This window comes from Streptomyces longhuiensis (genome assembly GCF_020616555.1).
Classification (GTDB): Bacteria; Actinomycetota; Actinomycetes; order Streptomycetales; family Streptomycetaceae; genus Streptomyces; species Streptomyces longhuiensis.
In genome coordinates this window covers 6,631,095-6,655,045 of record NZ_CP085173.1, presented here as the reverse complement: position 1 = coordinate 6,655,045, position 23,951 = coordinate 6,631,095, and the positions used below count along the sequence as shown (strand labels likewise).

Here is a 23,951-nt window from a genome sequence, read left to right as displayed (position 1 = left end):
AGTGGCCGGTCAGCCCATGAACTTCTTGAACTCGTCGGGCAGTTCGAAGTTCTTGTCCTGGTCGGCGGCGGGCAGGCCGAACGCGTTGCCGCTCTGGCCCGCGGCCTCGCGGCGCGCCGCCTCTTCCTCTTCCTGCTGCTTGCGCTTCATCGGGTTGCCGGAGCGCTGCTTGCCCTTGGCCTGCTTCTGCTTCTTCTTCTGCCGGCCCGGACCGCCGCCCATGCCCGGCATCCCGGGCATCCCCGGCATGCCGCCGCCCTGCGCCATGCGGGACATCATCTTGCGGGCCTCGAAGAACCGCTCGACGAGGTTCTTCACCGCGCTGACCTCGACGCCCGAACCACGGGCGATACGGGCACGGCGCGAGCCGTTGATGATCGTGGCGTCCGCGCGCTCGGCCGGGGTCATCGACTTGATGATGGCGGCCGTGCGGTCGACGTCACGCTCGTCGAGGTTGTTGATCTGGTCCTTCATCTGCGCCATGCCGGGCAGCATCCCGAGCAGCTTGGAGATGGAGCCCATCTTCCTGACCTGCTCCATCTGGGCCAGGAAGTCGTCGAGCGTGAAGTCCTGGCCCTTCTTGGAGGCCAGCTTGGAGGCCATCTTCTCGGCCTCCTGCTGCGAGAAGGTCTGCTCGGCCTTCTCGATCAGCGTGAGCATGTCGCCCATGCCGAGGATGCGGGACGCCATGCGGTCCGGGTGGAACGCGTCGAAGTCGTCCAGCTTCTCGCCGTTCGAGGCGAACATGACCTGGCGGCCGGTGACGTGCGCGATCGACAGCGCGGCACCACCACGGGCGTCACCGTCGAGCTTGGAGAGCACCACGCCGTCGAAGCCGACGCCGTCACGGAAGGCCTCGGCGGTGTTGACCGCGTCCTGACCGATCATGGCGTCGACGACGAAGAGGACCTCGTCGGGCGAGACCGCGTCGCGGATGTCCGCGGCCTGCTGCATGAGCTCCTGGTCGATACCCAGGCGGCCGGCGGTGTCGACGATGACGACGTCGTACTGCTTCTGCCGGGCGAACTCGACGGAGTCCTTGGCGACCTGGACCGGGTCGCCCACGCCGTTGCCGGGCTCGGGCGCGTAGATGCCGACGCCGGCGCGCTCGGCGACGACGCTCAGCTGGTTCACGGCGTTGGGGCGCTGGAGGTCACAGGCGACGAGCAGCGGCGCGTGGCCCTGCCCCTTCAGCCAGTGGCCGAGCTTTCCGGCGAGGGTCGTCTTACCGGCACCCTGGAGACCCGCGAGCATGATCACGGTGGGCGGGTTCTTGGCGAAGCGCAGGCGCCGGGTCTCGCCGCCGAGGATGCCGATGAGCTCCTCGTTGACGATCTTGATGACCTGCTGGGCGGGGTTCAGCGCCTGGGAGACCTCCGCGCCGGCCGCACGCTCCTTGACCTGCTTGATGAAGGCGCGGACGACGGGCAGGGCCACGTCCGCTTCGAGCAGGGCGATACGGATCTCGCGCGCCGTGGCGTCGATGTCCGCCTCGCTGAGGCGCCCCTTGCCGCGGAGGTTCTTGAATGTCGCTGCGAGGCGGTCGGAAAGAGTGTCGAACACGGCGGTCGCGAATCCTCGGGTTGGTGGGCGGGCGGACAGGTCGTCCTCCAGGGTATCCGGAGGTGTCCAGTGGGGTCTCCACCCCATTCGTACTAAGCGTTCCCGAGGCCCTGATAAGCGCTCCCGGGGAGGCCGGCGCCCCCGCCCGCCGCCCCCCTCCGCCCCGCTACCCCCGCAGCGCCTCCTCCAGCGCGCCCGCCACCGCGGCCGCGTCCGCCGCGGGGAGCGGCTCCCCCTCGGCCCGCGTGACATAGAACGCGTCCACCGCGTTCGCCCCGAGGGTCGACACATGCGCGGACCGCACCCATACGTCCGCCGTCTCCAGCGCCCGGCCGATGCGGTGCAGCAGGCCCGGTGCGTCCTGTGCCCGGACCTCGATCACCGTCGCGTGCCGCGAGGCGGCGGGGGCGACCGTCACCCGGGGCGGCGGCGCCACGGTGCCGCGCCGCCGCGGATACGCGGCGTCCCGCTCCGCGAGCCGGGCGGCGATGTCCAGGGAGCCGTCCAGGGCCCGTACGAGATCCGCGCGCAGCCGGGCGGCCTGGGGCAGGGAGCCGTACTCGGCGGCGACGCGCCAGTCGAGGAGCAGGACCGAGCCCGGCACCTGGGCGGGCAGGTCGAGGGCGCTCAGCTCCGCCGTACGGACGGTGAGCCGGTGCATGGCGAGCACCCCGGCGACGGCGGGCAGCACGCCCGGCTGGTCGGGGACGGCGATGAGCAGTTCGACACCGAGGGGCTCCGGGTCGGCGGGCGCGGCCTCGGCGCCTTCCGCGTCCCGGTCGACGGGGGCCTCCGTCTGCGCGCGCAGGGACAGCACCGGGCCGCCCGTGCGGAACGCCTCCAGGGCCAGCCGCTCCTGTTCGGCCGTGGGCTCGGCCGCGGCGGGGCCGTCGCCGCCGTCGGGGTCCTCTCCCGCGAGGACGGCGGCGACCCGCTTGACGAGGTCGGTGACGAGCGACCCGCGCCACGTGGACCAGGCCGCGGGCCCGGTGGCGAGCGCGTCCGCCTCCGTCAGGGCGTGCAACAGTTCGAGCGTCCCCACGGTGCCGACGGCGTCCGCGACGGCCCGCACCGTGGCCGGGTCCTCCAGGTCGCGCCGCGTCGCCGTCTCGATGAGCAGCAGATGGTGGCGTACGAGGGTGGCGACGACGGTGACGTCCGCGCGGTCGAAGCCGATGCGCGCGGCCACGTCCTTCGCGATGATCTCGCCGGCCACGGAGTGGTCGCCCGGCCAGCCCTTGCCGATGTCGTGCAGGAGCGCGGCGACGAGCAGCAGGTCGGGGCGGCCGACGCGGCGCGTGAGGTCGGCGGCGCGCACGGCGGTCTCGACGAGGTGCCGGTCGACGGTCCAGGTGTGCACCGCGTTGCGCTGCGGCCTGCACCGCACCCGCTCCCAGTCGGGCAGCAGCCGCGTGATCAGGCCCTCGGCCTCCAGCGCCTCCCAGACCTCGACGGTCGGCCGGCCCGCGCCGAGCAGCGTCACGAGCTGCTCGCGGGCCTCGGCGGGCCACGGCGTGGGCAGGGGGCGCGCGGCGGCGGCCATCCTGCGGACGGCGTGCAGGGACAGCGGCAGTCCGGCCTGGGCGGCGGCCGCGGCGGCGCGAAGCGGCAGCACGGGGTCGCGCTCGGGCTTGGCCGCGCGGGCGAGGACCGCCTCGCCGTCCTGCTCGACGACGCCTTCGGCGAGCGGTGACCGCTCGGTGACGGGCTTGCTCCCGCCGCCCAGCATGGCGCGCAGCCGGGGCCGCACGGCCCGCGACTTGAGCACGCGCCCGACCTCGCGCCAGGTGACGTCGCTGGCGTACGACACGGTGCGCGCGGCCTCGTAGACCTGGCGGAGCAGGGTGTCGGCGTCGAGGAGACCGAGTTCCGCCGCGACCTGGTCCTGCTCCTGGAGGGCGAGGCGGTCGGTGGCGCGGCCGGTGGCCAGGTGCAGGGCGTCCCGAACGTCGAGGAGCCTGCGCCGCGCGTCGGCGAGGCCCTCTCTGGGGGCGTCCGCGAGCCATGAGGCGGCGACGGCGCGCAGCGCGGTGGCGTCCCTGAGCCCGCCCCTGGCCTCCTTGAGGTCGGGTTCGAGCAGGTACTGCAGCTCGCCCTGGCGCTCGGCCCGCTCGTCGCACAGGTCGCGCAGTTCGGGCAGGCGCCTGGGCGCCTGGTTGCGCCAGTCGGCGAGGACGGCGGTGCGCAGGCCCGCCGTCAGGCCGGCGTCGCCCGCGATGTGCCGGGCGTCGAGGAGGCCGAGCTGCACCTTGAGGTCCTCGCCCGCCGTCCTACGGGCCTCCGCGGGCGTACGGACGGAGTGGTCGAGGGCGAGCCCCAGGTCCCACACGGGGTACCAGACGTGGTCCGCGAGGGAGGCGATGGCACCGGGTCCGGCATTGCCGTCGTGCAGGAGCAGCAGGTCGAGGTCGCTGCGCGGGGACAGCTCGCCGCGTCCGTAGCCGCCGACGGCGACGAGGGACACCCCGGTCGTCTCGCGCGCCCCGGCGGTGAACAGCTCGCGGAGCCAGCCGTCGGTCAGCTCCGCGAGTGCCGAACGGCGCGGCGGCCCGGACCGCGCCTCCCCTTGGAGGAGGCGCAGCCGGGCCGCCGCGTAGCCGCTGGGTGCTGAATCGTCGTCGTCCGATTTTTCGGTCTGCACATCCACACTCGTCACCCAGCGACTCCCTCTGTTCCCGTTTACAGCGCGTCCGGCCCGCGCTCACCGGTGCGGACCCTGACGGCGGTCTCCACCGGGACGGCCCAGACCTTGCCGTCCCCGATCTTGCCGGTCCTGGCGGCCTTGACCACGACATCGATGAGCTGTTCGGCGTCGTCGTCCTCGACGAGGACCTCTATGCGGATCTTCGGTACGAGGTCGACGGTGTACTCGGCGCCGCGGTAGACCTCGGTGTGGCCGCGCTGGCGGCCGTAGCCGCTGGCCTCGGTGACGGTCAGGCCCTGGACGCCGAAGGCCTGGAGGGCGTCCTTGATCTCGTCGAGCCGGTGCGGCTTGACGACCGCCGTGATGAGCTTCATGCGTCCACCTTCTTGGTCTGCGCTGCTGCCTCCTGGACCGGGCCGGCCGAGCGGGAGGCCGTGCCACCGCCCGCGCCGCTGAAGTCGTACGCGGTCTCGGCGTGCTCGACCTGGTCGATGCCGGAGACCTCGTCATCCTCGCTGACCCGCATGCCGATCGTCTTGTCGATCAAGAAGGCCAGGATCGCGGAGGCGACGAGCGAGTACGCGAGGACCGCGCCGACTCCGGCGAGCTGCTTCCACAGCTGGGTCAGGCCGCCGCCGTAGAAGAGGCCCTGCGCGTCGGACTGGCCGCCGCCGGTGGCGAAGAAGCCGATGAGGAGCGAGCCGATGACCCCGCCGACGAGGTGGACGCCGACGACGTCGAGCGAGTCGTCGTAGCCGAACCTGTACTTGAGGCCGACGGCCATGGCGCACAGGACACCCGCGATGGCGCCGATGGCGATCGCGCCGAGCGGCGAGCAGGAGCCGCCGGACGGGGTGATCGCGACGAGGCCGGCGACCGCGCCGGAGGCGGCGCCCAGGGTGGTGCACGCGCCGTGCCTGATCTTCTCGTAGATCAGCCAGGCGAGCATCGCGGCGGCGGTGGCGACCTGCGTGTTGACGAACATCAGCGCGCCGACGCCGTCGTCGTTGCCGAGCCAGGAGCCCGCGTTGAACCCGAACCAGCCGAACCACAGCAGACCGGCGCCGAGCATCACCAGCGGCAGCGAGTGGGGCCGCATCGGGTCCTTCTTGAAGCCGACGCGCTTACCGATCACGAGGATCACACCGAGAGCGGCCGCACCCGCGTTGATGTGGACCGCGGTACCGCCGGCGAAGTCGATGACGCCGAGGTCGAACGCCCAGCCGCCGGTCCCCCAGACCCAGTGCGCGACGGGGAAGTACACGAGCGTGGCCCACAGGGTGATGAAGAGCGCCCAGGCGCTGAACTTCACGCGGTCGGCGAGCGCGCCGCTGATCAGGGCGGGCGTGATGATCGCGAACATCAACTGGAAGACGGCGAAGACGTAGATCGGGATGGTGTAGCCGTCCCACAGCTGCGTCAGGCCTATGCCGCTGAGCCCGACGTAGTCCGAGGACCAGCCGATCAGGCTGCCGTGGTCGGTGCCGAAGGCGGCGGAGAAGCCGTAGAGGACCCAAAGGATCGTGACGATCCCGAGGCTGATGAAGCTCATCATCAGCATGTTCAGGGTGGACTTGACGCGGACCATGCCTCCGTAGAAGAAGGCGAGTCCCGGCGTCATGATCATCACCAGGGCGGAACAGATCAGCATGAACCCTGTGTTGGCGGCAGACAGCGTGGGCGTGTCTGCGGCAAGCGTGATGCCTGGGGGCATCGGCGTCTCCTCGTCGTTGGTACGGCCCCGTGCGGGCGAAGCCTGTGCGGTCATGAGGGGTGGGCCGGTTATGCGCCATGAGATTGGCGCAGCGCGGTTTCCGTGGACGCCCCTCGATGTTTCGCCGCAGTGACGAAGAGGTCGTGCGTGTTACGCGTCAATGAACTGCCTGATACCGGGTGAGGCGATCGTTATCGTGACGCAACCGGAAGAGGCCGGCCGCGGTGGGCCGTCCGGTTGACCTGGCACGGGGGAGCCGAGTCGGGCAGTCCGGGACGGCCGGCCGCGGCCGGGGTCAAGGGTTCAGACCGCTTCGGCGGTCTCCGGCAGGTGGATCGCGAGCTGGTCGGTGAGGTGCGCGACCTCGGCGACGTCCCCGAACTCACGGACCGCGGTGTCCACGGTCTTGCGGATGCGGGTGTTGACCCGCTCGGAGCGCACCTTCTTGGCGATGATCATGGCCTGCTCGGCGAGCACCGTGGACTGCTCGGGCTCACGCTGGAGCAGATGCACCGTGGCCATCCCGATCAGGTTCAGCGCGTACGAACGCTGGTGCTCGGCGTCCTTCTCGAAGAGCTCGACGGCGCGCCGCATCAGGGGCTCGGACATCGAGGCGTACGTGGGGCTGCGGCCCGCCACATAGGCGAGGTCGCGGTACGAGTGGGAGTTCTCGCCGTGCAGCTCGGCCTCGGAGAAGAAGCGGATCCAGTCGGGGTCCGGGTCGTCCCAGTCGTCGGCGTCGTGGAAGGTCTCCTCGGCCATCCGCACGGCCCGCTTGCACTTGCCGGGCTGCCCGATGTTCGCGTACGCGCGGGCCTCCATCGCATACAGCATGGCCTGGGTGCGCGGACTGGCGCAGTCGCGACTGCCGTACTGCGCGAGATGGATGAGTTCCAGCGCGTCGTCGGGCCTGCCGAGGTGGATCATCTGCCGGCTCATGCTGGACAGGACGTACGAGCCGAGCGGCTTGTCACCGGCTTCCTTGGCCGCGTGCAGGGCGAGGACGAAGTATTTCTGGGCGGTGGGCTGGAGGCCCACGTCGTAGCTCATCCAGCCCGCCAGCTCGGCCAGTTCGGCCGCGACCTTGAAGAGCCGCTTCGTCGTGGCCTCGGGCTGGGGCTCCTGGAGCAGGTCGGTCACCTCGTGCAGCTGGCCGACCACGGCCTTGCGGCGCAGCCCGCCGCCGCACTGGGCGTCCCACTGGCGGAACATGACCGTCGTGGACTCCAGGAGGTCGAGCTCGGGCTTCGAGAGCCGGTTCCCCCGGCGTAGGGCCGCCGGGTCGGGCTCCGCCGCGGGCGTCCCGGGCGTGGGCACGAGCCAGCGCTGCATGGGCTCGATGAGCGCGGGGCCCGCGGAGAGCGCGAGGGCGCTGCCGAGGAATCCGCGGCGCGCCAGCATCAGGTCGCTGCGGGAGAACTCACCGATCAGCGCCACCGTCTGCGGGCCCGTCCACGGCAGGTCGACGCCGGACACGGAGGGCGACTGGTGCGCGGCGCGCAGGCCGAGGTCCTCGACCGCCACGACGCAGCCGAAGCGCTCGGAGAACAGCTCGGACAGGATCCGCGGGATCGGCTCGCGCGGGTTCTCGCCGTCGAGCCAGCGGCGCACACGCGAGGTGTCCGTGGAGACGTGATTGGCGCCCAACTGCCGTGCCCGGCGGTTCACTTGGCGCGCCAGCTCGCCCTTGGACCAGCCGCTGCGCAGGAACCACGAGCTCAGCAGCTCATTGGGGCGCTTCTCAGCGTTCGTCACGCTTCCGTCGCTGCCGCCCACTGGAACGCCCCCATCCCTGAAGCCACCTCTTCGCCACCCCGCTGCTGCGGGGTGCGATGTGCGTCAAGCCCTACCAGCATGCCGTCAACGACGGCCGCCCGTCCGGTGGTTGTCACTCCTCGAACAGGAAACCGACTTGCCTGCGGCATACCCAAGAGTGCATACGCCCCAGGGGCTCGTGTACCGAAAGTAATCCTACGATCACCCCTCCGGCCATGGCGAACCCGGAAACGCCACCATTCGCCACCCCTTCGAATGAACTAGGAGAGCGCCACACACGATTCACTTGACATAGGACGGCCGAAAGTGGGCGGAGCGGTGTACGCCGAGGCGTGCGGCACCGGGCGCACCACCCCCGAAACTATCGAGCGCCGCCCCGAGTCGGTGATTCACGGCCCTACGGAAGCAGAGGGTCACGATCCGATTCCGTCTCGTAACCACCGGTGCGCAGGACCCGTTGGAGGGGGCATGGGCTTCACGATCGGCGGCAGCCGCGGGATTCTCGACATCCGGACCGGCACGCGCCGCCGCGGCCGCACTGCGGGCCGCGCGTCGGACTGCACCTCGGTGGCCGAGTTCACCGGGCTCTGGGGCTGGGAGGCGGTGCCGGGGACGCGCGCCTCGGCGGGCGCCTGCTCCTGCGGCAGGGCGGACTGCCCCGCACCCGGCGCCCATCCCGTCGAGCACGCGCCGACCGTCCCCGCCGGGGCCACGCTCGACGAGGTCACCGAGACCTGGGAGCAGTTCCCCGGCGCCGCGGTGATGCTGCCCGTCGGCAGCGCGTTCGACATCATCGACGTACCCGAGGCGGCCGGCCGTCGCGCACTCGCCCGCCTGGAGCGGATGGGGCTGCCGCTCGGCCCCGTGACGGCGACCCCCGAGGGGCGCGCCCACTTCTTCGTGGCGCCGGGCTCCGCCGCAGAACTCGGCTCGCTGCTGTACCGGATGGGCTGGGACGACGCGGCCCTCGACCTGCACGCGCTGGGCCCCGGCACCCACATCACCGCCCCGCCCTCCGACCGCGGCGGTCTCGGCCCGGTCCGGTGGCTGCGCTCTCCCGGTCTCGACTCGGCGACCCAGCCCCCGCAGGCCCGGCTCGTCCTCGGCACCCTGGCGTACGTGGCCCATCGCTCACCGGCGGTCCAGGGTCCGCCGTTCGCCTGATCCGAACGAGAGGCCCCAGCCGCGGCCCACGCACATGGAAGCGCCCGCTCCCTGAGGAGCGGGCGCTTCCATGTGCGCACAGACGTCCGTACGGCTACTCGCCGATCAGCGCGTCCACGAACGCCTCCGGCTCGAACGGAGCCAGGTCGTCGGGGCCCTCGCCCAGGCCGATCAGCTTCACCGGCACGCCCAGCTCGCGCTGCACGGCGATGACGATGCCGCCCTTGGCGGTGCCGTCGAGCTTGGTGAGCACGATGCCGGTGATGTCCACGACCTCGGCGAAGACACGGGCCTGGACCAGGCCGTTCTGCCCCGTCGTCGCGTCGAGCACGAGGAGGACCTCGTCCAGCGGGGCGTGCTTCTCGACGACGCGCTTGACCTTGCCGAGCTCGTCCATGAGGCCGGTCTTGGTGTGCAGCCGGCCCGCGGTGTCGATGAGGACGACGTCGGCGCCCTCATCGATGCCCTCCTTGACGGCGTCGAAGGCGATGGACGCGGGGTCGCCGCCCTCGGGGCCGCGCACGGTGCGGGCACCGACGCGCTCGCCCCAGGTCTGGAGCTGGTCGGCGGCGGCGGCGCGGAAGGTGTCGGCGGCGCCGAGCACCACGTTCCTGCCGTCGGCCACCAGGACGCGGGCGAGCTTGCCGGTGGTGGTGGTCTTGCCGGTGCCGTTGACCCCGACGACCATCACGATGCCCGGGGTGTCGAGGTTCGAGTCGGTCTTGACCGAGCGGTCGAACTCCGGGACGAGGAGCTGGACCAGCTCCTCGCGCAGCAGCGCGCGCAGCTCGTCGGGCGTGCGGGTGCCGAGCACCTTGACGCGCTCGCGCAGCCGGTCGACGAGCTCCTGCGTGGGCTGCACGCCGACGTCGGCGGTGAGCAGGGTGTCCTCGATCTCCTCCCAGGTGTCTTCGTCCAGGTGCTCGCGCGAGAGGAGCGTGAGCAGCCCCTTGCCGAGCGCGTTCTGCGAGCGGGAGAGCCGGGAGCGCAGACGCACGAGACGCCCCGCGGTCGGCTCCGGAACCTCGATCTCGGGCGCGGCCGGAGCCGGGGGCTCCTCCACCGCGATGGGCGCGGACGGCTCCGGCTCGACGAGCGGGAGGTCGACCTCCTCGATCGTGCGGCGGGGTTCGTCGCGCGGCGTCTCGGCCTCTTCGCCGACGTGCGGCTCGGCCGGAGGGGCGGTGATGTCGGGCACGGAGGGGGGCGGCGGGGGCAGCTGCTTCTTTCTGCGGCTGCCCACCACGAGCCCGCCGAGTGCGCCGATCACGACCACGGCGATGACTACAGCAAGGATGACGATTTCCATAACGGGTCCAGTATCAGCCATGGACCTCCGGGACACCCCGTATGTGGCTTCCTCCAAAGAACATAAGCCACTTGAGTGCATTACTCGGACTAAAGTACGATGGAAGAGGATGCGTCAACGCGCGTAGAGTCCCACTCGTCCCCTCCACACACCCCCCACCGGCTCCCCCACCACCACCCACGGAGCCGAGCGAGAGGCACGGAACCCCACCGCATGAGCAAGACCGCCGAATCCGAAGGCGCACTCGAGACCCGCGGCATCGAGCCCGTCCCCGAGTCCGAGCGCACCGCCAGGACCCGTGAGCTGTTCCCCACCTGGGTCGCCGCCAACATCAGTGTGCTGCTGCTCACGATGGGCGCGAGCCTGGTCGTCTCGTACAAGCTCAACTTCTGGCAGGCGCTCGTCGTCGCGATCTCCGCCCCCATCGTCTCGTACGGCCTCGTCGGCCTGATCGGCATCGCCGGCAAGCGCGGCGGTGCGCCGGGCATGGCCCTGTCACGCGCGGTCTTCGGCCAGCGCGGCAATCTACTGCCCGGCTCGCTCATCTGGGTCGCCCGCTGGGGCTGGGAGACGATCAACGCGGTGACCGGCGCCTACGCCGTGCTCACCGTCCTGGACATCCTCTTCGGCGTGAAGAGCAACAACGTCCTGGTGATCGTCACGCTGCTGCTCTTCGTCGTCACGACGTTCGTGATCTCCGGCCTCGGGATCAACGCCGTGCAGAAGTGCAACAAGTACGCGACGTACCTCTTCGGCCTCTTCTCGGTCCTCGTGCTGGTCTACCTGATCGCCAACACCGACTGGAACCGCGTCTTCGACCAGCCCGCGGGCAAGATGTCGCTGATGGTCGCCGGCATCGGCCTGATCGCCGCGGGCGGCGTCAGCTGGATCCCCTCGTCGCCCGACTTCACGCGCTACCTGCCGCGCACGGCCTCGTCGGTCGCGATCGTGCGCAACTCCGTCGGCGGCGCCGGCATCGTCGTCCTGCCGATGGTCCTGATGGGCGCCGTCATGGCGGTCTCCACCCCCGACCTGGCCTCGGCCGCCGACCCGGTCTCCTTCCTCGGCGAGATCCTGCCGCTGTGGATCGCGGTCCCGTACCTCCTGATCGCCCTGGTCGGCATGCTGCTGATCAACTCGATGTCGATGTACTCGGCGGGCTTCACCGCCCAGACCCTCGGCTTCAAGGTCCCGCGTCACTGGGCCGTCTCGATCAACGCGCTGATCTCGCTGATCTTCGGCGGCATCCTGATGCTCGTCGCGACCAGCTTCATGGGCTCGTTCATCGCCTTCCTGTCGCTGCTCGCGGTCGCGTTCTCGGCCTGGGTCGGCGTCTTCGGCGCGGACATGCTGCGGCGCAAGGAGTACGACGCCGAGGCCCTCGTCGACACGACGCGCACCAGCGCCTACTGGTACAAGGGCGGCTTCAGCCCGGCGGCCGTCGCCTCCTGGGCCATCGGCCTCGTCGGCGGCCTGATGTTCACCACGTCCGACTGGTTCACCGGCCCGCTCGCCGCGAACAACCCGATCGGCGAGTACGGCCTCGGCTGGGTCGCCACGATCGTGATCTCCGGCCTGCTGTACGTCGTCCTGCCGAAGCCCGCCGTCGTCGCCCCGCCCGAGGTCTCCGAGGACGAGGAGCGCGAGACACTGGCTGTCTGACGCTCCGTCAGCTACCGTCCCCCTTCACCAGCGGCCCAACTCCGCCCTGTGAAGGGGGACTCCTCATGCCCGTCACGGTCGTGCGCTTCAACCTCGTGGATCCCGCGGCGACGCCCGCATCGCTGAGCGCCCGCTACCGGGCGGCCGTCGAGATGGCGGCGTACGCCGACGACCGCGGCATCTCCACCGTCCAGACCGAGGAGCACCACGGCGTCGCCAACAACTGGCTGCCGTCGCCCTTCACCTTCGCGGGCGCCGTCTTCGGCGCGTCGCGGCGCATCGCCGTCACGGTCTCCGCGATCATCGGCCCGCTGCACGATCCGCTGCGCCTCGCGGAGGACATCGCCGTACTCGATCTGCTCAGCGGCGGCCGGCTCGTCACCGTGGCCGGAATCGGCTACCGGCCCGAGGAGTACGGCCAGTTCGACGTCGAGTGGAAGCGGCGGGGCAAGCTCCAGGACGAGCTCCTCGACACCCTGCTCAAGGCGTGGACGGGCGAGGAGTTCAGCTTCCGCGGCCGCACGGTCCGCGTCACACCGCGCCCGTTCACCCAGCCCCACCCACTGCTCCTGGTCGGCGGCTCCTCGCGGGCGGCGGCGCGGCGCGCGGCCCGCCTCGGGCTGCCGTTCTTCCCGAGCGCGCATCTGCCCGAGCTCGAGGCGTACTACAAGGAACAGCTCGTCGAGCACGGCACCGAGGGCTGGACCATGATGCCCGCGGCGGTCACCCCGCTGCTGCACGTCGCCGAGGACCCCGACCGCGTGTGGGCCGAGCACGGAGAGCACTTCCTGCACGAGGCGCGGACCTACGCGTCCTGGCAGTCCGGCGACATCAAGTCGGCGGTGAAGTCGGGGGCGACGACGGTCGACGAACTGCGCGCCGAGGGCGTCTACCGGATCCTCACGCCCGACGAGTGCGTGGAGCAGGCCCTCGACAGCTATGTGCTGCACCCGCTGTCGGGCGGTATGCCCCTCGACGAGGGCTGGCGCAGCCTGCATCTGTTCTGCGAAAACGTACTGCCCCGGCTCGAAGACCTTGCGGTCTGAGCCGGGGCAGTGACGAGGGTGAGGAGATGGCAGCGGGGACTTAACCCATCTCCTCCAACGCCTTGCCCTTGGTCTCCTTCACGAACTTGAGAACGAAGGGGATCGAGAGCGCGGCGAAGATCGTGTAAATGATGTACGTCCCGGAGAGGTTCCAGTCGGCCAGCGACGGGAAGCTCGCGGTGATGGCCCAGTTGGCGATCCACTGCGCGGACGCGGCCACGCCGAGCGCCGCGGCACGGATCTTGTTCGGGAACATCTCGCCGAGGAAGACCCAGACGACGACACCCCACGACAGGGCGAAGAACAGGACGAAGAAGTGGGCCGCGATCAGGGCGACCCAGCCCTGCGTGGCCGGCAGCTTGCCGTCCACCAGGTCGTACGAGAACGCCCAGGCCTCCAGCGCGAGACCGATGACCATGCCGGCGGAACCGACCAGGGCCAGCGGCTTACGGCCGACGCGGTCCACCAGGAGCATCGCGATCACGGTACCGATGATGTTGATGATCGACGTGGTGAACGAGTAGAAGAACGAGTCCGTCGGGTTCACGCCGACCGACTGCCACAGCGTCGAGGAGTAGTAGAACGCGACGTTGATGCCGACGAACTGCTGGAACACCGAGAGGCCGATGCCGATCCAGACGATCGGCTTGAAGTAGAGACCGCCGTTGCCCTTGCCGGAGAGCAGGTCCTTGAACGTGGACTTGTGCTCGCTCTTCATCGCGTGCTCGATCTCGGCGACGCGGGCGTCCAGGTCGACCTTCGTGCCCTCGACCTCGGCGAGGATCTCCTTGGCCTTGGCCTCGCGGCCGACCGAGATGAGGAAGCGCGGCGACTCGGGGATCGCGAAGGACAGCATGCCGTAGAGAACGGCCGGGATGACCATCACGCCGAGCATGACCTGCCAGGCCTCGAGGCCCAGGACCTGGCCACGCTGGTCGCCGCCGGCGGCCTGCAGGATGCCGTAGTTGACGAGCTGCGAGATGGCGATGCCGACGACGATCGCGGCCTGCTGGAACGAGCCGAGACGGCCGCGGTAGGCGGGCGGCGAGACCTCGGCGATGTAGGCCGGGCCGATGACGGAGGCCATGCCGATGCCGAAACCGCCGACGATCCGCCAGAAGGCCAGGTCCCAGAGGGCGAAGGGCAGCGCGGAGCCGACGGCGCTGATCGTGAAGAGGACGGCCGCGATCTGCATGCAGCGGATACGGCCGATGCGGTCCGCGATCCGGCCGGCGGTGGCCGCGCCGATCGCACAGCCGATCAGGGCGATGGCGATGACCTGGGCGAGCGTTCCGGAGCCGATGTCGTACCGGTCACGGATGGCTTCGACGGCTCCGTTGATCACGGAACTGTCGTAGCCGAAGAGAAAGCCGCCCATCGCGGCCGCCGCCGTGATGAAGATGACATGGCCGAGATGATCGGGGTGAGCCTCTCGGGCGCTCGGCGGCTTCGCTGTGCTGGTCACGTGTACTCCTCGGGCCACCGGCAACGGTGCCGGGGGTGGGGGTGAGAGCCCTTCCAGTGGCGCACAACTTCACGCCGCCCACCACCTGAAGGTAAAAGCAACGCTGAAGAGACTATGCCTTCAAGTTTCGAAGTCAAGAGGGGGCTAACTGTGAACTTCAGCTGCCCTGGTGGCGAGCATCGTTCAAGTATTGAACATCAACCTGTGGTTGATCTTGGGGCTGATGCTGCCGCCGACGCCGGCGCCGATACGGCACCGGTCACCGGGATCAGGGCGCAGCGGTGATCGGTTCCGGGCGACCCGCGTACGTCTAGCGCAGCCGCTGACTGATCACCTTCGACACACCGTCGCCCTGCATCGACACCCCGTAGAGCGCGTCGGCGACCTCCATCGTGCGCTTCTGGTGCGTGATCACGATGAGCTGGGAGGCCTCCTGGAGCTCCTGCATGATGCGGATGAGCCGCTGGAGGTTGGTGTCGTCGAGTGCGGCCTCGACCTCGTCCATCACGTAGAAGGGACTCGGTCGCGCCTTGAAGATCGAGACGAGCAGCGCCACCGCCGTCAGGGAGCGCTCGCCACCGGAGAGCAGCGACAGCCGCTTGACCTTCTTGCCCGGAGGGCGGGCCTCCACATCGACGCCCGTGGTGAGCATGTTGTCGGGATCGGTCAGGATCAGCCGTCCGTCGCCTCCGGGGAAGAGCCGGCTGAAGACGCCCTCGAACTCCCGGGCCGTGTCCCGGTACGCCTCGGTGAAGACCTGCTCGACGCGCTCGTCGACTTCCTTCACCACCTGAAGGAGATCGCTCCGCGTCTTCTTCAGGTCCTCGAGCTGCTCGCTGAGGAACTTGTGGCGCTCCTCCAGCGCGGCGAACTCCTCGAGAGCCAGCGGATTCACCTTGCCGAGCTGCTGATACGCCCGTTCGGCTGACTTGAGCCGCTTCTCCTGCTCCGCGCGCACGAACGGCCGCGGCTGGTTGCGGGGGTGCTCGGGGTCGTCGGGCAGTTCCTCGCCCTCGGCAGGAAGCGAGGGCGGTACGGGCTGCCGCGGCCCGTACTCCGCCACGAGCCCCGCCGGTTCGACACCGAGTTCCTCCAGCGCCTTTGCCTCCAGCTGCTCGATCCGCAGCCGCTTCTCGGCGCCGAGCACCTCGCCCCGGTGCACCGAGTCCGTCAGCTTGTCGAGCTCCGCCTTCAGATCCCGGCCCCGGGCCCGCTCGGTGACGAGCGCCCGCTCCCGCTCGCCCTTGGCGCTCTCGGCGGACACCCGCTCCTGCTCGGCCCGTCCGACCGAGACCTCCACGTGGGCGAGAAGCTGCCGGGCACCGGAGGCCACCGCCTCGGCCACGGCTGCCTCGTGGCGCAGCCGGGAGCGCTGCCGTTCCGCACGCGCGCGTGCCTCGCGCTCCGCACGGGCCGCCCGGTCCAGCGAATCGGCGCGTCCTGCGAGGCCCTTCACTCGCTCCTCGTGCGTACGCGCCTGGAGCCGGGCCTCCATCTCGGTCTGGCGGGCATTGGCCCCGTCGGCGGCGAGCCGGTCGCGTACCGCGGTGTCCGGCTCCTCGTCGGCCGGCATCTCCTCGGCGACGGCGAGCCGTTCGGCCAGCTCCTCGGCGTCCTGTACGGCCCTCTCCAGCGCGTCCTGCGCCTTGGCGGCCGCGGCGGCGCTGCGCTCGGCCTCCCCGGCAGCGCCCCGCGCCTGTCCGGACAGGCGGCCGAGCTGCTGTGCCACGGACGACTTCTCCCGGTCGGCGGCCCGGCGCCGCTCCCCCAACTCCTCCACGAGCGCTGCTGCCTCCGCGCGCCGTGCGACCGCGCTGTGCTGCGCCTCGGCCAGCTCCTCGCACCGCACCCCGAGCTCGGTCAGCTCGCCCGCGGCCTCGTCGACGGAGGCCTGCACCTCGAGAAGACTGGGCGCCCCGGCGGAACCGCCCTGAGCGAAGTGCGCCCCGAGCAGGTCCCCTTCAGCGGTGACGGCGGTCAGCTCGGGCCGCGCGTAGACGAGATCCTCGGCATCCTCGAGCGTCCCGACGACCACGATCCCCCGCAGCAACCGCCGCACGGCAGGCATCAACTCGGCAGGTCCCCGCACGAGATCGGCCACGAGCGGCGGCCCGTCCCCGCCCCGCGCGTGCCGTCCCGGGGACGCACTCCCGAGGTCACCGGACCCGTCGCCGTCGTCGACCGCCCCGGCCTCCGAAGTCCCCGTCGCCGAATGCGATACGCCTCCCGGTCCGGCACCGACGCCGGTGCCGCCACCGACAGCCCCGGCCTCCGACGCACCCCACTCCGCATGGGCAACGCCACCGTCACCACCAGCCCCGGGCCCGCCGCCCACGGACCCGCCACCAAGGGGACCGCCGCCAAGAGGGGACCCCCCAGCCGACGACGCGGGCTCGCCCCCGGCCACACCGGACGCGTCCTCCTCCGCCGCCAGCAGCAGTGCCGCTCGCCCCGCGTCCTGTTTGCGCAGGAGGCGGATCGCTTCCGCGGCGGAGGCGGGCGTGGTCACGGCGATGGCGTCGGCCGCGGCGCCGAACGCCGCGGCGACCGGGACCTCGAAGCCGGGGGTGACGGAGAGCAGTTCGGCCGCGGGGCCGAGGACTCCGGTCAGGCGGTCGCGGGCGCCGAGCAGCGCGCCGGTGCCGTCCTTGCGGCGCAGCCCGAGCGCGAGGGCGTCGTGCCGGGCCGAAACCGCCGCCCGCTTGCGCTCCGCGGACGTCAAGGCCTCCCGGGCCGCCGTCAGCGCGGACTCCGCATCGGCGAGGCCGGCCCTGGCCGCGTCGTGCCGGTCCCCGAGCTCCGCGTCCCCGGCGTCGAGCCCGTCGACCTCGGCCTTGAGCTGCTCGTACTCCTCCTGCGCCGCGACGGCCCGCTCCCGCGCCTCGTCCCGCGCGGCGGCCAGCCGGTCGATCTCGGACTGCGCCGCGGCGGCCCGTGAACGGGCTGCGTTGACCTGCCCGTTCAGCCGCGCGAGCCCCTCGCGCCGGTCCGCGATGGCCCGGGCGGCGTCCTTGAGCCGGCGCTCCTCGGCCGCCAACTCCCGTTCCAGATCGGCCCGGTGGGCCACCGTGTCGTCGAGGGCGCGCTCTGCCGCTTCGAGGGCGGCCTCCAGTTCGGCCTCCTGCTCACGGATCCGGGCGGCCTCGCGCTCCATGTCCTCGGGGTCGCGCCCGCGCCGCTCCTCCGCGGGGGCGGACGTCGCGCTCTTGACCCGCGCGTCCGCCAGCGAGACGGTGCCACGTACCCGCTCGGCCAGCTGCGACAGCTCGTACCAGGTCTGCTGGGCGCGCTGGAGCCGCGGCGTGAGCTGCCGGACCTCGGCCTCCAGGAGCGCCTCGCGCTGGAGTGCCTTCTTCAGCTCGGCCTCGGCGGCGTCCTTGCGTTCCTTGAGCGCCGCCTCGTCCTCGATCTCGGCGCGCAGCGCACCCCGCATGCGTACGAGGTCGTCGGCGAGGAGCCGCAGCCGCGCGTCACGGAGGTCGGCCTGGATCACGGCGGCGCGGCGCGCGACGGCGGCCTGGCGCCCGAGCGGCTTCAACTGCCGCCGCAACTCGTCGTTGAGGTCCTGCACGCGCGCGAGGTTGGCCTGCATCGCGTCCAGCTTCCGCAGCGCCTTCTCCTTGCGCTTGCGGTGCTTGAGGACACCGGCGGCCTCTTCGATGAACGCCCTGCGTCCCATCGGGTCGGCGTGCAGCACGGAGTCGAGCTGACCCTGGCCGACGATGACGTGCATCTCGCGCCCGATACCGGAGTCGGACAGCAACTCCTGGATGTCGAGCAGCCGGCACGTATCACCGTTGATCTGGTATTCGCTGCCGCCGTTGCGGAACATGATCCGCGTGATGGTGACCTCGGCGTACTCGATCGGCAGCGCGCCGTCGGAGTTGTCGATGGTCAGCGACACCTCGGCGCGGCCGAGCGGCGGGCGCCCGGTCGTGCCGGCGAAGATGACGTCCTCCATCTTGCCGCCGCGCAGCGACTTCGCGCCCTGCTCGCCCATGACCCAGCTGAGGGCGTCCACGACATTGGACTTGCCCGAGCCATTGGGGCCGACGACGCAGGTGATGCCCGGCTCGAACCGCAGTGTGGTGGCCGAGGCGAACGATTTGAACCCGCGCAGGGTCAGGGCCTTGAGGTGCACGCCGCCGGACTCTACCCGCCGCGTGTGTCTCACTCCATGAACCCGCGGTTTCGCCCAGGAAAGTGCAGGGCACATCAGACGTTAAAGAAAGACGTCGACGCGCGGAGCATTCGGGGGGCGCGGTACGGGGCGGCGCATGGGGAGCGAAAAGTCAGAAAGAAGGGACGCGAAAGCGTCCCTTGCAGATCTGAGAAATATGATCAAGCGGCTTGATGAAAGGGCTGCCTGACCACTGGTGTCGTGTGCGGGATGTGGTCAGGTGAGCGCAGGCTCCGCCTGGGGTACGTCGATGCTCTCGAGGAGCGATTCGTGAGAAGCGGCAGCCGCGAGCGCGTCGTTCTCGGACTGGATCCGAACGAGTTCGGACTCAAGGTCCTGGACGCGCTGCTGGAGCCGTCGCATCTCGGCGAGGAGTCGCGGGTCGGAACCGCCGACGTAACCGAGAAGCGCCTTTGCCATGATGGATGGTCCTCCACAATGAGTGACCGACCGAAGCGGTGTGGGTCGTGAGGGATTCGCACCCGCGGTGCTTGGCACTCGTTGTCTTGCTGCCGTTCATACATGCCAAACAGCTAAGGTGCGCGGGGCTTCCAGAGTCTCACCAAAAAGTTTGACGGTCAACACGATCACACCCCGTATCGGCGGGTAAGCCCGGGGGCTCTGCGCCGTGAAAACTTCGGCGCGGCCTCACTTCGGGCCCCTGCGGGCGTCGAGATCATCCTTACTTCGCGAGCCTGCCACGACAAGCTCTTATTGGCAACCACCAGGTCATTCATGCCCCGCGCAGTTGCCCGGAGCATGTCATGAACGCCTCTCAGGGTCCTGGCCTGCGCATCCTTCTCAGCGAATGGCGAAGTCGGCGTATCCGCCGCGCGGGGCGTCCCAGATCTCCGTGACTCCGTCAACCCTCCCGGGTGTGTCGCCGTCGCGGAGCCAGTCGAGAAGGCCCTGACAACTCTCGCGCGGCCCCTCCGCGACGACCTGGACCCGACCGTCGTCCAAATTGAGAGCAAAGCCACTCAGGCCGCCGATCTCAAGAGCCTTCGCCCGCGTGAACCATCGAAAACCCACACGTTGGACGCGTCCGCGCACCCAGGCGGTGATGCGTACGTCTTCGTTCATAGGGGCACGCTAACCGGCCAATTGCACCCGGAGCACTTCGCCCCCATGCGTCTTGGGGTACCGTCCCGGACCAATGTGACTCACCCGTACGGGTGAGTCACGTTGACCACAGCGAGGACGAGGAAGGCCACAAGATGGGACGCCACCGACGCTCCGACGCCGGCCGCGCCGCCACGGGTCGCGCCACGGACAGCACGGCCGGTTCGTATGCCGGGCACGACGATACGTACGAGGCCGGGCAGACCGGCGCGTACGGCGGCGCGCACGAGGAGAGGTACGCCGGCGGCGGATTCGCCGGCCCGTACGGCACGGGCCCGCGGGGGTCGGCGAACGGTGACCCGGGGTGGGCCTTCGACGAGGCCTACCCGGGCGAGCCCCAGGCCGCGTACGCACCTTCCGGGAGCCCGGGCAGCAGCTCGCACCGCCGCAGGAAGCGCGCCGCCAGGCCGGTGCGGACGGGACTCCTCGGAGTCTCGGCCGCCGTGGCGATGGGCGCCGTCGCAGTGGCCACCGGGGTGGTCCCCGGCATGGACAACTACTCGCTGGGCGGCGGCGACGGCGCCGACAAGGTGCGCGCCGCCGACTCCCCCTCAGGGCTCCAGACGCAGGGCGGTACGGACGGCAGCGCCGACCGCGCCCCAACCTCCGCGAGCCGCAGCGCGGAGCGCTCGGACTCTCCTTCCGCCTCGCCTTCGCGGTCTTCGTCGAAGCCGTCTTCGACCCCGTCGAAGACCGCGTCACCGAGCAAGTCCTCCGGTTCCGGCGGCACGGCGACCTCGCCCAGGACCGCGACCCCTTCGAAGACCGCCACCACGAAGCCGACGCCCCCGGTGACCGCGCCCAGCCTGAAGGCCCCGTCCGGCGAGGCGTCGGCCGAGGCCCAGGTGCTCGCGCTGGTCAACACGGAACGGGCCAAGGTCGGCTGCAGCCCGGTGACCGCGGACAGCGGCCTCGCCTCCCTCGCCGGGAACTTCAGCGAGGACATGGCGGCGCGCGGCTTCTTCGACCACACCGACCCGGACGGCGCGACCCCCTGGGACCGCGCGAAGAAGGCCGGCATAACGGACCTCGGCGGCGAGAACATAGCCCGTGGCCAGGCCAACGCCCAGTCCGTCATGGACTCCTGGATGAACAGCCCCGGCCACCGCGCGAACATCCTCAACTGCGACTACAAGACGCTGGGTGTCGGCGTGCACTTCGGGTCGGGCGGCCCGTGGTGGACGCAGGACTTCGGCTTCTGACGCCGACGACCCGCACTTACCATGAGTTAGCGCACCCCTGAGGTTCGCGCTGCGCCGGAGTACGCTTGCCGCATGGAATCGAGCGGTGGCGACCTCGCGTACGACGTGTTCTCCCGGCAGTGTCCGTCCCGCGGCACCCTCGAGCACGTGACGGGCCGTTGGGGTGCGCTCACGCTCGGGGCGCTGCACGAGGGCAGCTTCCGCTTCAACGAGCTGCGGCGCCGCGTGGACGGCGTGAGCGAGAAGATGCTGTCGCAGACCCTGCACGCGCTGGAGCGCGACGGCCTCGTGCACCGCGAGGCGCAGCCGACCAACCCGCCGCGCGTGGACTACGAGCTGACGCCGCTCGGACGCGAGATCTCCGAACGGCTGCTCACCCTCATCCAGTTCGTCGAGGGCCGGATGGACGACGTGCTCGCCTCGCGCTCCCGCTACGACACGGACGGGGCCCGCGGCGGGCGCTGACAGCGCGGACAGAAGTAGCTGGAGCGGTTCATCCAGGGGCGCCGGCGAATGATCGTGCCGCAGCGCCGGCAGGGCTCGCCCTCGCGCCCGTAGGCGTCGAGCGAGCGGTCGAAGTAGCCGGACTCGCCGTTCACATTCACATAGAGGCTGTCGAAGCTGGTGCCTCCGACGGCGAGGGCCGCGTTCATCACGTCCCGTACGTGGCCGAGGAGTTCGGCCGTGCGCGGGCGAGTGAAGCCGGTGGTCGGCCTCTCGTAGTGGAGCCGCGAGCGCCACAGCGCCTCGTCCGCGTAGATGTTGCCGACGCCGCTGATCAGTGACTGGTCGAGCAGGGCCCGCTTGATGGTCGTACGGCGCCTGCGCAGCGCCTCGTGGAATGCCGCGTCGTCGAACTTCGGGTCCAGCGGATCGCGCGCGATGTGCGCGATGACGTCCGGCAGCCCGTCGGGGCCCGTCTCGTGCAACGAGAGACCGCCGAAGGTGCGCTGGTCGATGAAGCGCAGCTCCGTACCCAGCTCGTCGGCGAAGCGCACGCGGATGCGCAGATGCTTTTCGTCCGGCGCCTCGGCCGGCTGCACCAGGAGCTGTCCGCTCATGCCGAGGTGCGCGAGGATCGCGCCGCCCGTCGGCTCCAGCGGAAGCCACAGATACTTCCCGCGCCGCTCGGGTACGCCGATGCGCTGGTCCTTCAGCCGGTTCGCGAAGTCCTCGCCGCCCCCGATGTGACGGCGCACGGCGCGCGGGTGCAGGACCTCCACGTCGGCGACGGTGCGGTGGGCGACCCAGCGCTCGAGTCCGCGCCGTACGACCTCGACCTCGGGCAGCTCGGGCACGGTGTCTCCTTGTGAGGGCTCTGGAAGCTCTGGAACGAAACGAACGGTGCCGACCGCCCCTCAGGACGGTCGGCACCGGACAGTTCGGATGCGGGCGTCAGGCAGACGCCGAGGAGGAGTCGGCGTTCCCCTCGGCTGCCACGGTGGCCTGGACGGCATCAGCCGTCTTCGCCGCCTCGGCGCGCTCGTCGGCAGCCGCGCGGATCGCGCGCCATGCCGATTCAGCGGCCTGCTGCTCCGCTTCCTTCTTGCTGCGGCCGGTGCCGGTGCCGTACGAGACGCCTCCGACGCGGGCGGCAGCAGTAAAGGTCTTCTCGTGGTCGGGGCCGGTCTCCGAGACCAGGTACTCGGGAACGCCGAGCCCCTCGGTCGCGGTGAGCTCCTGGAGACTGGTCTTCCAGTCCAGGCCCGCACCCAGATTCGAGGACTTCTCGATCAGGGGATCGAAGAGACGGTGGACGAGTTCGCCCGCCGCGTCCAGACCCTGGTCGAGATAGACGGCGCCGATCACCGCTTCGAGCGTGTCGGCGAGGATGGACGCCTTGTCCCGGCCGCCCGTGCCCTCTTCGCCCCGGCCGAGCCGGATGAAGGAACCCAGATCGAGCCCACGGCTGACCTCCGCAAGTGCACGCGAATTGACCACCGCGGCCCGCAACTTGGCCAGCTGGCCTTCGGGCAGGTCGGGGTGGGTGGTGTACAGCGTGTCCGTGACGACGAGGCCGAGCACGGAGTCCCCGAGGAACTCGAGCCGCTCGTTCGTCGGAAGACCGCCGTTCTCGTACGCGTACGAACGGTGGGTCAGTGCACGCACCAGAAGGGCGGACTCGAGCTTGTACCCGAGCCGCCCTTCCAGAAGCGTGTGGGACGAGGCATTGTCCGTCTTGTTCGACTCAGACATTGCGCCTCTCACCAGCCGCTCAGACCTCGAGGACCTGGCGCTTGTTGTAAGTGCCGCAAGCCGGGCACGCGATGTGCTGCAGCTTGGGCTCGTGGCAGCGCTCGCACGCAACCAGGGTGGGGACCGCAGCCTTCCACTGCGACCGGCGGTGGCGCGTGTTGCTGCGCGACATCTTCCGCTTCGGAACAGCCACGGCTACTTCTCCTGCTTCTCGTCGACGCCAGCTTCGGCGCCGCTCATCTCGTCCTTCTCGCCGTCCTGGATGGTCCCGGCGAGTCCCTGCAGTGCCGCCCAACGGATGTCGACGGCGTCGTGGTGGTGGTCCGGATCGTCCGCGAGCCGAGCTCCGCACTGGGAGCACAGACCCGGGCAGTCGTCCTGGCACACCGGCTGCATCGGCAGTGCGAGCACCACCGCATCACGCAGCACAGGCTCGAGGTCGAACATGCCGTCCTCGAGAAAGAGCCTGTCCTCGTCTTCCTCGGCGTCGTCGGCCGGTTCCGCGGTGCGGCCCCGGTCGTCGGCGTCAGGGTACGAGAACATCTCCTGGAAGTCCGCGTCGACCTCGAGGCCGAGCGGCTCCAGACACCTTACGCACTCCCCCTGAGCCGATGCACGGGCGGTGCCTGTGACAAGCACCCCTTCCATGACCGACTCGAGGCGGACCTCGAGCTCCATCGGCGCGCCCTCCGGCACTCCGATGACCCCTTCGATACCGAAGTCCTTGGGGGCGTCGACCGTGCGGGTCAGCCGCTGCTGGGCACCAGGACGCCGTCCCAGCTCGTGCGTATCGAACACGAGAGGGTTGCGGTGGTCGAGGTGCGTACTCAGGGCTGGTCCTGCTTTCGATCTTCGATGCTCAGGCTGTTCAAGCTGCTCAAGGGGATCGCTGTCCCGAATGAACCCGG

Annotated in this window: 19 protein-coding genes; 5 read left to right on the top strand and 14 right to left on the bottom strand. The window is 70.5% G+C overall.

Features of this window, described 5'->3' with window-relative positions:
- Positions 1–9 precede the first annotated feature (9 nt).
- The 5 genes from ffh to nsdA form a co-directional block, all read right to left on the bottom strand.
- Positions 10–1,563: a signal recognition particle protein gene (gene ffh / locus LGI35_RS30690; protein ID WP_116509387.1), complete on the bottom strand. Its 1,554-nt coding sequence runs from the start codon at positions 1,561–1,563 to the stop codon at positions 10–12.
- Positions 1,564–1,729: 166 nt separating this feature from the next.
- Complete coding sequence (locus LGI35_RS30685; protein WP_227297440.1) at positions 1,730–4,219, bottom strand: [protein-PII] uridylyltransferase; 2,490 nt, start codon at positions 4,217–4,219, stop codon at positions 1,730–1,732.
- Between the two features lie 23 nt (positions 4,220–4,242).
- A complete protein-coding gene (locus LGI35_RS30680; protein WP_227297438.1) occupies positions 4,243–4,581 on the bottom strand; it encodes a P-II family nitrogen regulator in 339 nt (112 codons plus the stop codon).
- Positions 4,578–5,921, bottom strand: coding sequence for an ammonium transporter (locus LGI35_RS30675; RefSeq protein ID WP_227297436.1), 1,344 nt, complete (start codon positions 5,919–5,921; stop codon positions 4,578–4,580). The genes LGI35_RS30680 and LGI35_RS30675 overlap by 4 nt, the downstream gene beginning before the upstream one ends.
- Positions 5,922–6,224: 303 nt before the next feature.
- Positions 6,225–7,697, bottom strand: a complete 1,473-nt coding sequence (gene nsdA / locus LGI35_RS30670; protein ID WP_227297435.1) for a transcriptional repressor NsdA — start codon at positions 7,695–7,697, stop codon at positions 6,225–6,227.
- A 468-nt stretch (positions 7,698–8,165) separates the two neighbouring features.
- On the opposite strand from nsdA, the gene LGI35_RS30665 reads away from it, so the two are divergent.
- Complete coding sequence (locus tag LGI35_RS30665) at positions 8,166–8,861, top strand: bifunctional DNA primase/polymerase (protein WP_227297433.1); 696 nt, start codon at positions 8,166–8,168, stop codon at positions 8,859–8,861.
- A 94-nt stretch (positions 8,862–8,955) separates the two neighbouring features.
- Here LGI35_RS30665 and ftsY read toward each other — a convergent pair whose 3' ends face one another.
- Positions 8,956–10,170 (bottom strand): signal recognition particle-docking protein FtsY, encoded by a 1,215-nt coding sequence (gene ftsY, locus LGI35_RS30660; RefSeq protein WP_227297431.1) that lies wholly within the window; start codon positions 10,168–10,170, stop codon positions 8,956–8,958.
- Between the two features lie 213 nt (positions 10,171–10,383).
- Between ftsY and LGI35_RS30655 the strand changes: the two genes are divergently transcribed.
- Positions 10,384–11,832 (top strand): cytosine permease, encoded by a 1,449-nt coding sequence (locus tag LGI35_RS30655; protein WP_227297429.1) that lies wholly within the window; start codon positions 10,384–10,386, stop codon positions 11,830–11,832.
- Positions 11,833–11,897: 65 nt separating this feature from the next.
- A complete protein-coding gene (locus LGI35_RS30650) occupies positions 11,898–12,878 on the top strand; it encodes an LLM class flavin-dependent oxidoreductase (protein ID WP_227297427.1) in 981 nt (326 codons plus the stop codon).
- A 40-nt stretch (positions 12,879–12,918) separates the two neighbouring features.
- On the opposite strand, the gene LGI35_RS30645 is transcribed toward LGI35_RS30650, so the two are convergent.
- From LGI35_RS30645 to LGI35_RS30630, 4 genes are all read right to left on the bottom strand, one after another.
- Positions 12,919–14,343, bottom strand: coding sequence for a sugar porter family MFS transporter (locus LGI35_RS30645; RefSeq protein ID WP_227297426.1), 1,425 nt, complete (start codon positions 14,341–14,343; stop codon positions 12,919–12,921).
- 310 nt (positions 14,344–14,653) lie between these two features.
- On the bottom strand, positions 14,654–18,484 hold the full coding sequence (locus tag LGI35_RS30640) for an AAA family ATPase (RefSeq protein ID WP_227297424.1): 3,831 nt from the start codon (positions 18,482–18,484) through the stop codon (positions 14,654–14,656).
- 255 nt (positions 18,485–18,739) lie between these two features.
- Positions 18,740–18,943 carry a hypothetical protein gene (locus LGI35_RS30635; RefSeq protein WP_116509408.1) on the bottom strand — a complete coding sequence of 68 codons (204 nt, stop codon included), beginning with the start codon at positions 18,941–18,943 and terminating at the stop codon, positions 18,740–18,742.
- Positions 18,944–19,324: 381 nt separating this feature from the next.
- Positions 19,325–19,606, bottom strand: coding sequence for an acylphosphatase (locus tag LGI35_RS30630; RefSeq protein ID WP_227297422.1), 282 nt, complete (start codon positions 19,604–19,606; stop codon positions 19,325–19,327).
- A gap of 134 nt (positions 19,607–19,740) precedes the next feature.
- Between LGI35_RS30630 and LGI35_RS30625 the strand changes: the two genes are divergently transcribed.
- Positions 19,741–20,847: a CAP domain-containing protein gene (locus tag LGI35_RS30625; protein WP_227297421.1), complete on the top strand. Its 1,107-nt coding sequence runs from the start codon at positions 19,741–19,743 to the stop codon at positions 20,845–20,847.
- Between the two features lie 72 nt (positions 20,848–20,919).
- A complete protein-coding gene (locus LGI35_RS30620) occupies positions 20,920–21,312 on the top strand; it encodes a winged helix-turn-helix transcriptional regulator (protein ID WP_227297420.1) in 393 nt (130 codons plus the stop codon).
- On the opposite strand, the gene mutM is transcribed toward LGI35_RS30620, so the two are convergent.
- The 4 genes from mutM to LGI35_RS30600 all read right to left on the bottom strand — a co-directional run bounded on the left by mutM (position 21,279) and on the right by LGI35_RS30600 (position 23,874).
- Positions 21,279–22,145 (bottom strand): bifunctional DNA-formamidopyrimidine glycosylase/DNA-(apurinic or apyrimidinic site) lyase, encoded by an 867-nt coding sequence (mutM, locus tag LGI35_RS30615; RefSeq protein ID WP_227297418.1) that lies wholly within the window; start codon positions 22,143–22,145, stop codon positions 21,279–21,281. The two genes, LGI35_RS30620 and mutM, sit on opposite strands and share 34 nt — an antisense overlap.
- A gap of 97 nt (positions 22,146–22,242) precedes the next feature.
- Positions 22,243–23,043 (bottom strand): ribonuclease III, encoded by an 801-nt coding sequence (gene rnc, locus LGI35_RS30610; protein ID WP_227297416.1) that lies wholly within the window; start codon positions 23,041–23,043, stop codon positions 22,243–22,245.
- A 19-nt stretch (positions 23,044–23,062) separates the two neighbouring features.
- Positions 23,063–23,236, bottom strand: a complete 174-nt coding sequence (gene rpmF, locus LGI35_RS30605; RefSeq protein WP_006139588.1) for a 50S ribosomal protein L32 — start codon at positions 23,234–23,236, stop codon at positions 23,063–23,065.
- Between the two features lie 2 nt (positions 23,237–23,238).
- The gene (locus LGI35_RS30600; protein WP_116513387.1) at positions 23,239–23,874 is read right to left on the bottom strand and encodes a YceD family protein; all 636 of its coding nucleotides are present in this window, start codon (positions 23,872–23,874) and stop codon (positions 23,239–23,241) included.
- Positions 23,875–23,951 lie beyond the last annotated feature (77 nt).